This window comes from Kitasatospora sp. NBC_01266, from assembly GCF_036242395.1.
In the GTDB taxonomy this organism is placed as follows: domain Bacteria; phylum Actinomycetota; class Actinomycetes; order Streptomycetales; family Streptomycetaceae; genus Kitasatospora.
In genome coordinates, this window is sequence record NZ_CP108458.1 from 8,219,744 (window position 1) to 8,236,000 (window position 16,257).

Genomic DNA, 16,257 nt, shown 5'->3' on the forward strand with positions numbered 1-16,257 from the left:
GGCTCGCTGCGGCTGACCGGTCGTCAGCGCGCGGCGCCGAACCGATCGGAGATCGATGCCATCATGATCTCCCGTATCGCGGTGGCCAGTTGGGCCGGGGTCGGGGCGGTGAACAGGGTCCGCACGGGCAGTTCGACGCCCAGGGTCTGGCGGATCCGGCTGGTGACCCGGGTGGCGAGCAGTGAGTGGCCGCCGAGGTGGAAGAAGTCGTCGTGGATGCCGACCGCGTCGATGCCCAGGATCTCGCTCCAGGCGGCGGTGATGGCCTTCTCGACGGGGTTTCGGGGAGCGGCGAACGGAGCGACCTCGGGGCGCTGGCTGTCGGGGGCCGGCAGCGCCTTGCGGTCGGTCTTGCCGTTGGGGGTGAGCGGGAGTTCCTCGAGGACGACGAAGGCGGCGGGGATCATGTAGCCGGGCAACTGCGGTTCCAGGTGGGCGCGCAGGTCGGCGGCGGTCGGTGCCTGCTCGGGGGTGGCGACGGTCAGGTAGGCGACCAAGCGCTTGTCCCCTGGGGTGTCCTCGCGGACCATCACGGTGACGGCGGTGACGGCCGGGTGGCTGAGCAGGGTCGCCTCGATCTCGCCGAGTTCGATCCGGAAGCCGCGCAGCTTGACCTGGTTGTCGATCCGGCCGAGGAACTCCAGCTGCCCGTCCGCCCGCCACTTCACCAGGTCACCGCTGCGGTAGACCCTGCGGGTGCCGCCGTCCACCTCGAAGTCGATGAACTTCTCGGCGGTCAGCGCCGGTTGGCCGTAGTAGCCGAGGGCCACCGCGACGCCGCCGATCAGCAGTTCGCCGGGCACCCCCACCGGCACCGGGCGGTTGTACCGGTCCACCACGTAGACCACGACGTTGGAGAGCGGGCGTCCGATCGGCGGCAGCGGGTCGCCGGGGGTCACCTCGACGGCGGTCACGATGACGGTGGTCTCGGTCGGGCCGTAGCCGTTGACCACCCGGAACGGCAGCCGCTTGCCCGGTGGCAGACGCAGCGCGTCGCCGCCGGTGAGGATGTAGTCCAGGCTGGTCTCGACACCGTCCCAGGGCAGCGCGGCCAGCGACTCCAGCATCGGGGTGGAGAGGAAGGCGCCCCGGATCCCCTGCTCGCAGATCCACTGCTGGAGCAGGGCGGGCGACAGCCGGACCGCCTCGGTGGTGATGCAGAGGCTGACGCCGGAGGTGAGGGCCAGCCAGAACTCCCAGGACCCGGCGTCGAAGGCGACCCCGCCGAGGTAGGCCATCCGCTCGCCGGCCCGCGGCTCGTAGTCCCGCTTCGTCCAGTGCACCAGGTTGACCAGGCTGCGGTGCTGGACCTGGACGCCCTTGGGCCTGCCGGTCGACCCGCTGGTGTAGATGGTGTACACCAGATCGTCCGGTCCGGAGCAGGCCGGCGGGTTGCCGGTCGGCTCGTCGGCCAGCTTCTCCCAGTCGCGGTCGGTCAGGAAGTGCGGGACGGTGTCCGGGAACTGCCGCTCATGGCGGCTGTCCGTGATGACCAGCGGCGCGTGCGAGTCCTCGACCATGTAGCTGAGCCGGTCGGCCGGGAAGTCCGCGTCGAGCGGCAGGTAGCCGGCGCCGGACTTCAGCACCCCGAGGATCGCGCAGACCAGGTCGGTGCTGCGTTCGAGGCAGATGGCCACCACGGTGTTCGGCCGCACGGTGCCGAGCGAGCGCAGGTGGTGGGCCAGTTGGTTGGCCCGCTCGTTGACCTGACGGTAGGTCAGCTCCTCGTCCTCGCTGCGGGCCGCGACGACCTCCGGGGTGCGCTCGGCCCACTCCTCGAAGAACCGGTGGATGGTGGTGGTGTCCGGGAAGTCGGCGGCGGTGTCGTTCCACTCCACCAGCACCTGCTGCCGTTCGGCGCCGGCCAGCAGCTCCAGGGTGGAGAGCGGAGCCTGCGGGGTGGCGGTGACGGCGGCCAGCAGGTTCTGGAAGTGGCCGGTCAGCCGGGCGATGGTGGCCGGCTCGAAGAGGTCGGTGCGGTACTCCACCGAGCCGCGCAGGGCGCCGTCGGCCTCCTCGACGAGGGAGAGGGTCAGGTCGAACTTGGCCTGCCGGCCGGTGACCGGGATCGGCGTCACGGTGGTCCCGGGCAGCTGCCAGGAGCCGGCCTCGGAGGCGTTCCGCAGGATGAACATGGTCTGGAAGAGCGGGTTGCGGGACGGGTCCCGGTCGGGGGCGAGCTCCTCGACCAGCCGCTCGAAGGGGAGGTCCTGGTGGTCGTAGGCGCCCAGCGCCGTCTCCTTGACCCGGTCGAGGAGTTCGGTGAACGTCGGGTCGCCGGCCAGGTCGGTGCGCATGACCAGGGTGTTGACGAAGAACCCGATCATGTCCTCCAACTCGGCCCGGTTGCGCCCGGCGATCGGGGTGCCCACCGCGATGTCCTGCTGGCGGCTGTACTTGGACAGCAGCAGCTGGAAGGTGGCCAGCAACGTCATGAACAGGCTCGCCTCGTGCTGCGCGGCGATGGTCCGGACCCGGTCCGCGAGGTCGGCGGGGATGCTGAAGGCGACCGTGTCGTCGTCGCCGGCGCCGCGCTGGGTGGGCCGGCGGTGGTCCGTGGGCAGCTCCAGCGGCTCGATCGCGGCGAGCTGGCCGCGCCAGTAGTCCAGTTGCCGGTCGAGCGCCTCGCCGGTCAGCCAGTCGCGCTGCCAGCGGGCGAAGTCCGCGTACTGCACCGGGAGTTCGGCCAAGGCGGCGTCGCCTTGGCGGAGCGCGGCAGCGTAGAGCTCGCGCAGCTCGCGGGCCAGGATGCTCTCCGACCAGCCGTCGGCCACGATGTGATGGAAGGTCAGCTGGAGGAACTGGTCGTCGTCCGCCAGCAGAGCGAGGTCGACCCGCAGCAGCGGGCCGGTGGCGAGGTCGAAGGGGCGGCGGCCCGCGATGAGCAGGAGCTGCCGGGCTTCGGCCTCGCGGGTGGCGGGGTCGGTGTGGTGGCGCAGGTCGTGGGTGGTGATGGCGGTCGGGGTGGGTGGGTCGATCTGCTGGGTGGGTTCGCCGTTGACGTCGGTGTGGAAGCGGGTGCGCAGGATCTCGTGGCGGGCGGTGAGGGTGGTGAGGGCGCTCCGCAGGGCGGTGTGGTCGAGCGGGCCGGTGACGCGCAGCGCGAAGGGGATCAGGTAGTCGCTGCTGCCGGGCTCCAGTTGGTCGAGGAACCAGAGGCGCTGCTGGGCGAAGGAGAGCGGCAGCGGGTTGCCGTCGCGCGGGGCGAGGGTGATGCCGGTGGCCTCGGTGGTGTCCAGCGTGGCCACGGCGGCGGCGAGTTGGGCGGGGGTGGGCGCGGTGAAGACGGTGCGGACGGGGAGGTCGACGCCGAGCGTGGTGCGGATCCGGCTGGTGACCTGGGTGGCGAGCAGCGAGTGGCCGCCGAGTTGGAAGAAGTTGTCGTGCACGCCGATGGTCTCGATCCCGAGGATCTCGCTCCAGATGGCGGTGACGGCCTGCTCGGTGGGGGTGCTGGGCGCCGTGTAGGCCGTGTCGGAGTGCTGGAGCTCCGGGGTGGGCAGGGCGCGGCGGTCGATCTTGCCGTTGGGGGTGAGGGGGAGTTCGTCGAGGGTGACGAAGGTGGCGGGGATCATGTAGTCGGGGAGGTGGCGGGCGGCGTGGGTGCGCAGGTCGTCGGGGTCGATGCCGGTGGGGGTGAGGTAGGCGATCAGCTTCTTGTCGCCGGGGGTGTCTTGGTGGACGAGGACGGTGGCGGTGGTGACGTCGGGGTGGTTCAGCAGGGTGGCTTCGATCTCGCCGAGTTCGATGCGGTAGCCGCGGATCTTGACCTGGTTGTCGATCCGGCCGAGGAACTCCAGCTGGCCGTCGGTGCGCCATTTGACGAGGTCGCCGGTGCGGTAGGCGCGGCCGTAGGGGGTGTGGGCGAACTTCTCGGCGGTCAGGTCGGGCTGGTTGAGGTAGCCGCGGGCCAGGGTGGTGCCGGTGATGAGGAGTTCGCCGGGGACGCCGATGGGGACCAGGCGATCGTGCCGGTCGACCACGTGCAGGGCGGTGTTGGCGACCGGTCGGCCGATGGGGGGCAGCGGGTCGCCAGGGGTGATCTCGGTGGAGGTGACCAGGACGGTGGCCTCGGTGGGGCCGTAGTTGTTGTGGACCCGGAACGGGAGCCGGGCGTCGGCAGGCAGGCGGAGCTGGTCACCGCCGGTGAGGACGTACTCCAGGCTGGTGGGGATGGAGTCCCAGGGGAGGGCGGCCACGGCTTCGAGCACGGGGGTGGTGAGGAGGGTGCCGCGGATGCGCTCGTCGGCGAGCCACCGCTGGAGGAGTGCGGGGGTGAGGCGGATCTCCTCGGTGGGGGTACGGCAGTTGGCGCCGGCGGCGAGGGCGGGCCACAGCTCCCAGGCGGCCGCGTCGAAGGCGACGCCGGCGAGCAGGGCGACCCGGTCGCCGGGGCGGGCGCCGAACGTGCTGTTCGTCCACTGGATCAGGTTGACCACGCTGCGGTGTTCGACCTGGACGCCCTTGGGCTTGCCGGTCGAGCCGGAGGTGTAGATCACGTAGGCGAGGTCGGCCGGGGTCGCCGCCGGCGTCGGGTTGTCGGTGGGGCCGGCCGGCCAGTCCTGGTCGACCAGTAGCCGCGGTACCCCGGTGGGCAGGCGGTCGGCGTGCCTGGTGTGGGTGATGACCAGCGGGCTGCCGCTGTCCTCGGTGAGGTGGGCGAGCCGGTCCGCCGGGTACTCCGGGTCCATCGGTACGTACGCGGCACCGGACTTGAGGATACCGAGCTGTGCGGCGGCCAGGTCGGGGCCGCGCTCCAGGCAGACCGCCACCCTGGAGTCGGGGCGCACGCCGAGCGCGCGCAGGTGGTGGGCCAGCCGGTTCGCCCTCTCGTTCAGCTGACGGTAGGTCAGCTCGCCGATCGCGAGGGCCTCCGGCTGCGAAGCCACCCGTGCCTCGACCAGCTGGTGGACCGTCACCGTCTCGGGGAACTTCGCGGCGGTGTCGTTCCACTCCTGGAGCTGCCGGCGTTCGGCCTCGGTGAGCAGCTCCAGTTCGGACAGACGCGCCTGCGGGGTGGCGGTGACGGCGGCCAGCAGGGTCTGGAAGTGGCCGATCAGGCGGGCGATGGTGGCCGGCTCGAAGAGGTCGGTGCGGTACTCGACGCAGGCCCGCAGGCCGTGCGACCCGTCGGTGGCCGACCCGTCGTAGACCGTGAGGGTCAGGTCGAACATGGCCTCCTGCGCCTCGAGCGTGATCGGTTCGACGGCGACCTCGGACAGGCTCCAGGCATCGAGGTCGGGCACGTTCTGCAGGACGAACATGGTCTGGAAGAACGGGTTTCGGGACGCGTCGCGGTCGGGGGCGAGCTCCTCGACCAGCCGCTCGAAGGGGAGGTCCTGGTGGTCGTAGGCGCCCAGCGCCGTCTCCTTGACCCGGTCGAGGAGTTCGGTGAACGTCGGGTCGCCGGCCAGGTCGGTGCGCATGACCAGGGTGTTGACGAAGAACCCGATCATGTCCTCCAACTCGGCCCGGTTGCGGCCCGCGATCGGTGATCCGACGGCGATGTCCTGCTGGCGGCTGTACTTGGAGAGCAGCAGTTGGAAGGTGGCGAGCAGCGTCATGAAGAGGCTCGCCCCGCTGTCGGCGGCGGTCGCCCGGAGCTGGTCGATCACCTCGGCGGGGATGGTGAAGTTCGCGGTGGCACCGGCGGCCCGGCGCTCGGCGGGGCGGCGGTGGTCGGTGGGCAGTTCCAGCGGCTCGATGCCGGTCAACTGCTCGCGCCAGTAGCCGAGCTGGCGATCCAGCCGGTCGCCGGTCAGCCACTGTCGCTGCCAGCCGGCGAAGTCCGCGTACTGCACCGGGAGTTCGGCAAGCACAGCGGCCGCCTTGCCGGTCGCCGCGCGGTACAGCTCGGTGAGCTCGCGGGAGAGGACGGAGACCGACCAGCCGTCGAAGGCGATGTGGTGGACCGTGAGGGCGAGAACGCACTCCTGGTCGGCGAGTTGGACGAGGGTGACGCGCAGCAGGGGGCCGGTGGCGAGGTCGATCGGGCGCCGGCCTTCGGCCAGCACGATGCGCTCCGCCTCGGCCTCGCGGGTAGCGGGGTCGGTGTGGTGGCGCAGGTCGTGGGTGGTGATGGTGGTCATGGTGGGTGGGTCGATGTGCTGGGTGGGTTCGCCGTTGCCGTCGGTGTGGATGCGGGTGCGCAGGATCTCGTGGCGGGTGGTGAGGGCGGTGAGGGCGCTCCGCAGGGCGGTGTGGTCGAGCGGGCCGGTGACGCGCAGCGCGAGGGGGATCAGGTAGTCGGTGCTGCCGGGCCGCAGTTGGTCGAGGAACCAGAGGCGCTGCTGGGCGAAGGAGAGCGGCAGCGCGCTGCCGTCGCGCGGGACCGGTGTGATCGCGGGAGCGGAGTCGGTTGTCAGTTCCGCGATGGCCAGGGCGAGTTGGGCGGGCGTCGGGGCGGCGAAGAGGGTGCGGAACGGGATGTCGACACCGAGCTCCGCACGCAGCCGGCTGGTGACCTGGGTGGCGAGCAGCGAGTGGCCGCCGAGCTGGAAGAAGTTGTCGTGCACGCCCACCGGGTCGATGCCCAGCACCTCGGCCCAGATGGCGGTGATGGCCCGCTCGGTGGCGGTGCTGGGTGCGGTGTACTCGGCGGTGACGTCGGGGGTGGGCAGGGCGCGGCGGTCGATCTTGCCGTTGGGGGTGAGGGGGAGTTCGTCGAGGGTGAGGAAGGTGGCGGGGATCATGTAGTCGGGGAGGTGGCGGGCGGCGTGGGTGCGCAGGTCGTCGGGGTCGATGCCGGTGGGGGTGAGGTAGGCGATCAGCTTCTTGTCGCCGGGGGTGTCTTGGTGGACGAGGACGGTGGCGGTGGTGACGTCGGGGTGGTTCAGCAGGGTGGCTTCGATCTCGCCGAGTTCGATGCGGTAGCCGCGGATCTTGACCTGGTTGTCGATCCGGCCGAGGAACTCCAGCTGGCCGTCGGTGCGCCATTTGACGAGGTCGCCGGTGCGGTAGGCGCGGCCGTAGGGGGTGTGGGCGAACTTCTCGGCGGTCAGGTCGGGCTGGTTGAGGTAGCCGCGGGCCAGGGTGGTGCCGGTGATGAGGAGTTCGCCGGGGACGCCGATGGGGACCAGGCGATCGTGCCGGTCGACCACGTGCAGGGCGGTGTTGGCGACCGGTCGGCCGATGGGGGGCAGCGGGTCGCCGGGGGTGATCTCGGTGGAGGTGACCAGGACGGTGGCCTCGGTGGGGCCGTAGTTGTTGTGGATCCGGAACGGGAGCCGGGCGTCGGCGGGCAGCCGGAGCTGGTCACCGCCGGTGAGGACGTACTCCAGGCTCGTCGCGCTGTGGTCCCAGGGGAGGGTGGCGAGGGCCTCGAGCATGGGGGTGGAGAGGAAGGTGCCGCGGATCCGCTGGTCGGTGAGCCACTGCTGGAGGAGTGCGGGGGTGAGGCGGACGTCCTCGGTGGGGGTGCGGCAGCTGGCGCCGGCGGCGAGGGCGGGCCACAGCTCCCAGGCGGCCGCGTCGAAGGCGACGCCGGCGAGCAGGGCGACCGGGGCCCCGGGCTCGGTGCTGAACGTGCTGTTCGTCCAGTGGATGAGGTTGACCAGGCTGCGGTGTTCGACCTGGACGCCCTTGGGCTTGCCCGTGGACCCGGAGGTGTAGATCACGTACGCGAGGTCCCGCGCCGTGGCGGCCGGCGCCGGGTCGGTGCTGTCACCGGTCGGCCAGTCCTGGTCGACCAGCAGCCGCGGCACCCCGGCGGGGAGGCGGTCGGCGTGGCGGGAGTGGGTGACGACCAGCGGGCTGCCCGAGTCCTCGACCAGGTAGGCGAGCCGGTCCGCCGGGTACTCCGGGTCCATCGGCACGTACGCGGCACCGGACTTGAGGACGCCGAGCAGTGCGCTGACCAGGTCGGGGCCGCGCTCCAGGCAGACCGCCACCCTGGAGTCGGGGCGCACGCCGAGCGCGCGCAGGTGGTGGGCCAGCCGGTTCGCCCGCTCGTTCAGCTGACGGTAGGTCAGCTGGTCCACCGCCGGGACCTCCGGGTGGGAGGCCGCCCGCCGCTCGATCAACTGATGGACCGTCAGCTCGTCCGGGAAGGGGGTGGCGGTGCCGTTCCACTCCAGGAGCTGCCGGCGCTCGCCCTCGGTGAGCAGCTCCAGTTCGGAGAGGTAGGTCTGCGGGGCGGCGGCGACGGAGGTCAGCAGGGTCCGGAAGTGGCCGACCAGCCGGGCGATGGTGGCCGGCTCGAAGAGGTCGGTGCGGTACTCCAGCAGCCCCTGTGCGCCGGTGAAGCTCAGGCCCAAGTCGCCTCCCTCCCCGGGCAGTCCGAAGGCCGGCAGCCGGTCAAGGTCGAAGTCCGCGCTCAACGCAACTGGCAGCAAAGGGTGTTGAAGAGCATCAGCGGCACGGTCCGCAACCCGCTCGAGCAGTTCCGTGAAAGTCGGGTCACCGGACAGATCGGTGCGGACGATCACCACCTCGCCGGGCTCGTCCCCACCCCCCTCGGCGTCCCTGTCCCTGACCGCGTGCCCCGCGACCCGGACGGCGATGTCCTCCTGCCGGCCGTACTTGGCCAGCAGCACCTGGAACGCCGTCAACAGCGCGAGCGGGGAAGAGAGTTCGGTGGGGAGTCCGGCCGGAAGCTCGAAGGTGATGCCGTCGAGGCCCGCACCGGACGCCGCCGCGGACCGGCGACGGTCGGTGGGCAGCTCCAGCGGCTCCAGGCCCGCCAAGGTCCGCTGCCAGTAATCCATCTGGTGGTCAGTCACCGTTCCACTCCCAACACGTCGTCCGTAGCACGCTCGTCGCGGAGATGTCCGCAGTGACGACGCTAGGCCCGGCCCCGACGACCACCCAGTGGTCGGAAGTGCCGCCGCACCGGCCGGTCACAAGTACCCAGTGCCACCGGGGGTCCCGCGCTGGCCACGATGGGTCCGTCAGACTTCCACACGGTGAAGAGAGGCAGGCCGACTGTGGCACTGCGGCAGCAGTCCTCCGGCGACGCGTTCGCACCCGGTGGCGAGGCGCACGACGCCGGCGCACCCGGTCTCGGCGCGCACCACCTTGACGCGTACAACGTCGTCCTCAGTACCATCCCCTCCGATTCGCACACCTGGAACCTGCTCTTCCTGCAGCTTCTGCTCGAGGAGCACGGCTGCGAGGTCACCAACCTCGGTGCCTGCGTCCCGGTGGCGACCCTGGTCGGCGAGTCGGCGCAGAGCCGGCCCGACCTGATCGTGATCAGCTCGGTGAACGGGCACGGCCTGGAGGAAGGGCGGGACCTGGCCCGCGCGGTGCGGGCCCACCCCGAGTTGCGGCACGTGCCGCTGGTGATCGGCGGCAAGCTCGACACCGCCGGCTCGCAGTCCGAAGACGACTTCCTGCCGCTGCTGGAGGCGGGCTTCGACGCGGTGCTGGTCGGCGAGACGGCGGTGCCGCGGCTGCTGGCGCTGCTGGAGCAGCTGCCCGCGCCGGCCGCCCGCCCGATCGCGCCGTCCCTCAGCGGCCTCGAGCAGAAGGCGTACGCCGATGCGACCCGCTGAGCCCTACCGTGGCCTGGAGGCCGTCGGCACCGGCCGTGCCGAGCGCGACGGCGGTTCCGGCGCCACCTTCCACGCGGTGCTGGACGCGGCTCGGCGCCGCGGCGCCCTGGTCGTCCAGCCCCGGATGGGCTTCAGCGACCCGGCCCGGATGCGGGCGGGCCTGGGCGCCACCAAGGCGGCCAACGCCACCACGGTCGGCACCCTGACCCTGGACAGCTTCACCCGGGTCGGCGACTTCGCCACCGCCGACCGCGCCCTGCGCGAGCGCCGCCCGCTGAACGGCTACCCGATCGTCAACTTCCCGACCGCGACCACCGAGGCGATGCTGGCCGGCATCCGGGACCGGCACTTCCCGGTGCAGGTCCGCCACGGCTCCTCGCTGCCGGGCCGGATCATCGACGCGCTGATCGAGGCCGGGCTGGACGCCACCGAGGGCGGCCCGATCTCCTACTGCCTGCCCTACAGCCGCACGCCCATCGGCCAGTCGGTGCAGGCCTGGCAGGAGGCCTGCGAGAAGCTCGCCACGCTGCGCGAACGCGGCGTCGAGCCGCACCTGGAGAGCTTCGGCGGCTGCATGCTGGGCCAGCTCTGCCCGCCCTCGCTGCTGATCGCCATCACCGTGCTGGAGGGCCTCTTCTTCCGCCGGCACGGCCTGCGCAGCATCTCGCTGAGCTACGCCCAGGGGACCAACGCGGCCCAGGACGACGAGGCCGTGCTCGCGCTGCACGAGATCGCCGAGGAACTGCTGGGCGACATCAGCTGGCACGTCGTCATCTACGCCTACATGGGCCTGTACCCCAGCACCGAGTCCGGCGCGCTGGGCCTGGTGGCGGACGCGGCGCGGCTGGCGGTGCGCACCGGTTCCACCCGGCTGATCGTCAAGACCGCCGCCGAGGCGCAGCGGATCCCGACGATCGCGGAGAACGTGACCGCGCTGGAGATGGCCGCCCAGGCCGGCGCGAGCACCCGGCGGCTGCTGGTCCCGCCCGCCTCGACCGGGATCAAGGAGGAGGCACGGGCGCTGATCGACGCCGTGCTCGACCTGAACGAGGACATCGGCAAGGCGCTGGTGCGGGCCTTCGCCCAGGGGTACCTGGACGTCCCGTACTGCCTGCACCCGGACAACGCGGGCCGCGCGCGCAGCGTGATCACCGAGGAGGGTCGCCTGGAGTGGAGCCGCACCGGTTCGCTGCCGATCGGCCACCTGACGCCCACCCACCGCTCGGCCCAGCTCACCTCGAGCCGCCTGCTGCACGCCCTGAGCTATGTGCGCTCCCGCTACGACAACGCCGAGCCCCTCGCCGCCACCTTCCGCCGGATCGCCTGAAACCCACTGCCCGGCCCTGCCCCCCGCTACCCAAGAACCAGAGGAATCCCACGATGACCACGCAGATCGACCGACCGCTCGACGCCGCCCTCCCCGTCCCTGACGCCGACATCCTCCCGTTGCCGCGCCTGCACCTGGCCGACCCGCGCACCCGCGCGACGCTGCGGATCCAGCAGGCCCTGCTGGCCGGCGCCCGCGAGTACCTGCGGGCCGGCGGCTCGGTGGAGATGGCGCACCCCATCATCGGGCCGGTGACCGACCCCGGTTCGCGTGGTGCCAAGCAGGCCGACATCGATTTCTACGGCCACCGCTACAAGTTGATGACCAGTGCGATCCTCTACAAGCAGGCCTCGCTGCTCACTTTCGACCGGATCTTCCTGGTGGCGCCCAACGTCCGCCTGGAGCCGATCGAGACCAGCTCCACCCGCCGCCACCTGGCCGAGTTCCGGCAGATCGACGTCGAGGTGGCCAGGGCGACCCGGGACGAGGCGATGGACCTGGTCGAGGGCGTGATCCAGTACGCCGTGACCACGGTGCTGGCCGAGTGCGCCGAGGAGCTCGCGGTGCTGGAGCGCGACACCACCGCGCTGCGGTCCTTCGTGGCCCAGCCGTTCGCCCGGATCCCGCACGGCGAGGTGGTCGAGCGGCTGCGCGCCAAGGGCTACCCGCAGGCCGCCGGCACCGAGATCGAGTGGCAGGCCGAGGAGTTGATCTCCCGGGACGCCACCGCGCCGTTCTTCGTCGTCGGCTACCCCAAGGGCTCGCGCGGCTTCTACGACAAGGAGAGCACCACGGAGCCGGGCACCCTGCTCAACTTCGACCTGATCGCCCCCGAGGGCTGCGGCGAGCTGTGCAGCGGCAGCGAGCGGGAGTTCGAGTACGCGAAGATCGTCACCCGGATGCGGGAGACCGGTGAGAACCCGGCCAAGTACGCCTGGTACCTGGACGTGGTCCGCAACGGCATCCCGAACAGCGCCGGCTTCGGCATCGGCGTCGAGCGGCTGACCCGCTGGGTGGCCGGGCTGGACTCGGTCTGGCAGGCCACCGCCTTCCCGAAGCTCGCAGGGGTGGTCTCGCCGTGACCTCCCACCTCGACGCACCCGGCTTTCCCGAGGGCGAGATCCGGCGCCGGGCCCGGGACGGCGCGGCCGCCGTCTTCCCGCCGCTGGACGAGTACGGCAACGCGGTCTACGGCGCCAACCCGCACCGCCAGGCCACCGGTTCCGGCGACGCGATCGACGCGCTGCGCCTGGTCCCGCCGCTCTTCATGCCGGGCCGGCTCGCCAAGCTGATCGACCTGGGTCGTGAGCCGCTCTACTCCGACGTCCAGCTGGACACCTCCTTCGGCGGGCTCAACTCCAGCCTGCCGGTGTACATTTCCGCGCTCGGCTCGACCCGGGTGGCCAACGCCAGCCTGGGCATCAGCCGGCAGGCGGGCCGGTTCGGCATCCCGATGATCATCGGCGAGAACGTCGCCCCGATGAACGGCTTCCGGACCAGCGGCGACGAGCACCGCAAGGGCCTGCTGGAGCGGATCCACGCCTACCTGGAGGAACTGCCGCCGGGCCTGGGCGGCGTCTGCGTCCAGCAGAGCACCGAGGACGCCAACTCCGAGGTGTGGAACCAGGTCTACAGCGACCCGGCGGTCGGCGAGCTGCTCGCCACCGGGCGGCTGGTCTTCGAGCTGAAGGTCGGCCAGGGCGCCAAGCCCGGACTCGGCGGCCTCACCATGATCAGCGAGGAGGCGGTGGCCGGCCTGGACGACCAGTACGCCATCGAGCGCCTGGTCGCCGACGGACCGGTGCTGCGCTGCTCCTCGCCCGGCACCTTCACCGAGGAGATCTTCCGGCAGCAGATCCACCTGATGCGCAACAACTACCCGCGGGCCCGCTGCTGGGTCAAGCTCTTCCCCGGCCGCGACGTCGCGCAGGCCGCCGCCGTCGCCTGGCAGGCCGGCGCGGACGCGGTCACCGTGGACGGCGCCGAGGGCGGCACCGGCTGGGCGCCCACCGCCTTCATGGACCACGTCGGCCTGCCGCTCGCCGAGTGCCTGCGCCGGATCGACGCCACCCGGGGCACCCTGCTGGCCAGCGGCCGGGTCTGGCACGGGCCGCGCGCGGTCAAGCTGCTCGCGCTCGGCGCCTCGGCCGTGGGCCTGGGCCGGGCGGCCCTGGTCGCGGTCGACGAGGACCCCGAGCACGGCCTCGAACGCCTGCTGCGGGCCATGGAGTTGGAGATGAAGCTGCTGATCAGCTCGCTGGGCAAGTACGCCACCGCGGAGCTCGGCCACGAGGACCTGTGGGAGGCCTCATCATGATCTACCAGTACAGCTACGACATGGTCACCGACGACATCTTCCTCCAACTGCCCGAGCTGGCAGCCGGATCGGACGTCTTCCTCAAGCTGGAGGGGCTGAACCCGGCCGGCTCGGTGAAGCTCAAGACCGCGCTGAGCCTGATCGAGGACGCCGAGCACCGCGGCCTGCTGGCCCCCGGCACCCCGATCATCGAGTCCTCCTCCGGCAACCTCGGGATCGCGCTCAGCTCGATCTGCGCCACCAAGGGCTACCCCTTCACCTGCGTGGTCGACCCGAACACCTCCGGCACCAGCGCCGACCACATGCGGGCGCTGGGCACCGAGGTCGTGGTGGTGGACCACATCGACGCCAACGGCGGCTTCCTGGCCTCCCGGATCGCCTACATCCAGCAGCGCACCGCGGCCGATCCGCGGATGGTCTGGCTCAACCAGTACGCCAACCAGGCCAATCCCCGGGCGCACTACGAGCAGACCGGGCGCAGCATGCTCAAGGAGCTGCAGCAGATCGACTACCTCTTCGTCGGCGCCGGCTCGACCGGTACCTTCGTCGGCTGCGCCCAGTACCTGCGCGAGTACTCGCCCGAGACCAGGATCATCGCGGTCGACGCGGTCGGTTCGGTGATCTTCGGTACCCGGCCGGGCCAGCGGTTCCTGCCGGGCCTGGGCGCCAGCCGCCCGCCGGAGCTGTGCCGGCCCGAACTCGCCGACGAGGTGGTGCTGGTGGCCGAGCCGGACGCGATCCGCGAGTGCCGGCGGCTGGCCCGCGACCACGGCCTGCTGACCGGCGGCTCCACCGGCTCGGTGCTCGCGGCCATCCGCCACTACGCGGCCGGCTTCCCGGCCGGCAGCCGGATCGCGGCGATCTCGCCCGACCTGGGCGAACGCTACCTGCGCACGGTCTACAGCGACGCCTGGGTGGCCGAACGGTACGGTGTCCTCGCTTTCTGACGCACCGTCAATCAGCGCAATCCCGACTATCCGAAGCTCTCTGATGTCTCCGATGCTCTGAAGGGAACGTACGATGACGTCCTTCCACGTGGTCGACGGCACCATCACCCAGGAAGTGATCGCCGCCGACCCGGCGCGGATCCTGGAGCTGGTCCGTGACACCTACCTGGAGCACAGCCTGGGCCGGACGGTGAACCCCAACAGCTACTTCCTGCGGTTCCCGGACAAGCCCAGCTGCCGGATCATCGCGCTGCCCGCCCACCTCGGCGGCGAGCAGCCGGTCTCCGGACTCAAGTGGATCGCCAGCTACCCGCCCAACGTCGAGCGCAACCTGCAGCGCGCCTCGGCCGTGCTGATCCTCAACGACGCCGAGACCGGCTACCCCTTCGCCTGCCTGGAGGCCTCGCAGATCAGCGCCGCCCGCACCGCCGCCTCCGCCGCGCTCGCGGTGGAGACCCTGCAGCCCGGCGACCGCCCGCGCACCGTGCTCTTCGTCGGCGCCGGGGTGATCGGGCGCACCGTCTCCAACTTCCTGGCCGCGCGCGGCCTCGCGGTCGGCGAGGCACTGGTCCACGACCACGTCGACAGCTACGCCGAGACCTTCGCCTCCTACCTGCGCCAGACCCACGGCTGGACCTCGGCGCAGCGGGTCGACGACATCGACTCCGCCCTCGCCATGGCCGACCTGGTGATCCTGGCCACCACCGCCCCCGCCCCGTGGCTCAGCGACGAGCAGACGCTCCGCCCCGACCAGCTGATCCTCAACCTGTCGCTGCGCGACATCCACCCGACCGTGATGATCAAGTGCCACAACATCCTGGACGACGTGGACCACTGCCTGACCGCGCAGACCTCCCCGCACCTCACCGAGATCGAGTACGGCACCCGCGACTTCATCACCGGCACCCTGGCAGACGTGCTGCGCGGCGACGTGACGCTCCATCAGGACCGCACCACCATCTTCTCCCCGTTCGGACTGGGCGTGCTGGACCTGGCCGTGGGCGCGCACATCTACCGCACGGCGCTGGAGCAGGGTCGGGCCACCGAGATCCCCGGGTTCTTCCCCGAGCTGGCGCGGTGGTGAGCGGTCCTGCATCGCACGACCCGGGTCGCACGGCCCGCGCCGTGCGACCCGGAGCCGTGCTGCCCGAGCCACCGCAGGAGCGCCCTCGACGATCATCCGGCGGTCCGGCGATCGGTGGTAATGGGCGCCTCTCGGGCGTGGTGTGCCTCGGCGGGGCCGAGTTACTCCCGGGCACCCGCCGAGTTGGCCAGGCGTTAACCGTTGGCCTCGTACCGGCGGTGATCCGGGCGGTCCCCGGAGCCGCAGAGCACGGCGCGGCTATGGACAGTCCGGTGGCGGTTCGCCCTGGCCGTCCCGGTCGGCGCGGCACCAAGTCCTCGGCACGACCTCTCGGCCGTGGCCTGCTGCTCGGCATCGCGCTGGTGTCCGGCAACACCGAGAAAACATGCGAGACGATCCTCGGCGGCGGCGCGAAAGGCCCGGCAGGCGAGGTATCCCATGCCCAGCCGGTGGGCTGCTTGGGCGAGCTCGCCATTCTCTAGCCGGGTAAGGCCGATCAACTCCGCCTCCTTCCTACTGAGGACACCGGCCCGGACCGCCCGCTCCAATACTTGGTCTGGGTGGCCATGAGACCGGCTGCGCCTGCGTCGGCATGAGGGATCCAGCATGTCTGCTGGCGCGGTGCCTCCGGTATGGGCTTCGCGGGCGGCGAGGCCCCCGCGGTAGGCAGCCCACCAGAGCCGACGGTAGATCCTGCCGGAGTCGAGGTCGGCCGAACGCAGTTCGCACAGAAACCCCTCGACAGCTGCTGATTCGATGTCGGGGTAGGGCGCCGGGCGGGCGTTGACGATGCGCCATGTCAGCCCACGCAGGCCAGGGGCCATCATCCAGAGCGCTCCGACCTGCCACGCGTCGCCGCGGCTGCGAGCCAGGAACGCGAGTTCGGCCCAGACCGCTTCGCGAACCATGTCAGATGTGCGTGGCTGGAGGAGCAGCGGGCGGAGTGAGGTCAGTGGCAGTTCAGCCGTCGGAGTGAAGGAGGGAATGGACGTGACGTCGATGACGAGCGGCCCGATCGAGGGATTCGGTCCGCTCACGGCGGCATCGACGAAGTCCAGGACGGAGCGTTCACGGTTGGATCGCATAGT

At 71.4% G+C, this 16,257-nt stretch carries 8 protein-coding genes; 6 read left to right on the plus strand and 2 right to left on the minus strand.

Annotated features, from left to right (window positions below):
- Positions 1-23: 23 nt before the first annotated feature.
- Positions 24-8,720 carry a non-ribosomal peptide synthetase gene (locus OG403_RS35225; protein WP_329571707.1) on the minus strand — a complete coding sequence of 2,899 codons (8,697 nt, stop codon included), beginning with the start codon at positions 8,718-8,720 and terminating at the stop codon, positions 24-26.
- Between the two features lie 204 nt (positions 8,721-8,924).
- Between OG403_RS35225 and OG403_RS35230 the strand changes: the two genes are divergently transcribed.
- The 6 genes from OG403_RS35230 (at position 8,925) to sbnB (ending at position 15,169) form a co-directional block, all read left to right on the plus strand.
- Positions 8,925-9,494: a cobalamin B12-binding domain-containing protein gene (locus tag OG403_RS35230; protein WP_329571709.1), complete on the plus strand. Its 570-nt coding sequence runs from the start codon at positions 8,925-8,927 to the stop codon at positions 9,492-9,494.
- Positions 9,481-10,821, plus strand: a complete 1,341-nt coding sequence (locus tag OG403_RS35235; protein WP_329571710.1) for a methylaspartate mutase — start codon at positions 9,481-9,483, stop codon at positions 10,819-10,821. Before OG403_RS35230 ends, OG403_RS35235 begins: the two co-directional genes overlap by 14 nt.
- Positions 10,822-10,874: 53 nt before the next feature.
- Entirely contained in the window at positions 10,875-11,903 is a 1,029-nt protein-coding gene (locus tag OG403_RS35240; protein ID WP_329571712.1) for an asparagine synthetase A, read from the plus strand.
- Positions 11,900-13,138, plus strand: coding sequence for a glutamate synthase-related protein (locus tag OG403_RS35245; RefSeq protein ID WP_329571714.1), 1,239 nt, complete (start codon positions 11,900-11,902; stop codon positions 13,136-13,138). Before OG403_RS35240 ends, OG403_RS35245 begins: the two co-directional genes overlap by 4 nt.
- Positions 13,135-14,085, plus strand: coding sequence for a 2,3-diaminopropionate biosynthesis protein SbnA (gene sbnA / locus OG403_RS35250; protein WP_329571716.1), 951 nt, complete (start codon positions 13,135-13,137; stop codon positions 14,083-14,085). Before OG403_RS35245 ends, sbnA begins: the two co-directional genes overlap by 4 nt.
- Before the next feature lie 73 nt (positions 14,086-14,158).
- Positions 14,159-15,169, plus strand: a complete 1,011-nt coding sequence (gene sbnB, locus OG403_RS35255) for a 2,3-diaminopropionate biosynthesis protein SbnB (protein ID WP_329571718.1) — start codon at positions 14,159-14,161, stop codon at positions 15,167-15,169.
- A 194-nt stretch (positions 15,170-15,363) separates the two neighbouring features.
- Here the strand turns inward: sbnB and OG403_RS35260 are convergent, their stop codons facing one another.
- Entirely contained in the window at positions 15,364-16,254 is an 891-nt protein-coding gene (locus OG403_RS35260) for a hypothetical protein (protein ID WP_329571720.1), read from the minus strand.
- Positions 16,255-16,257: the final 3 nt, after the last annotated feature.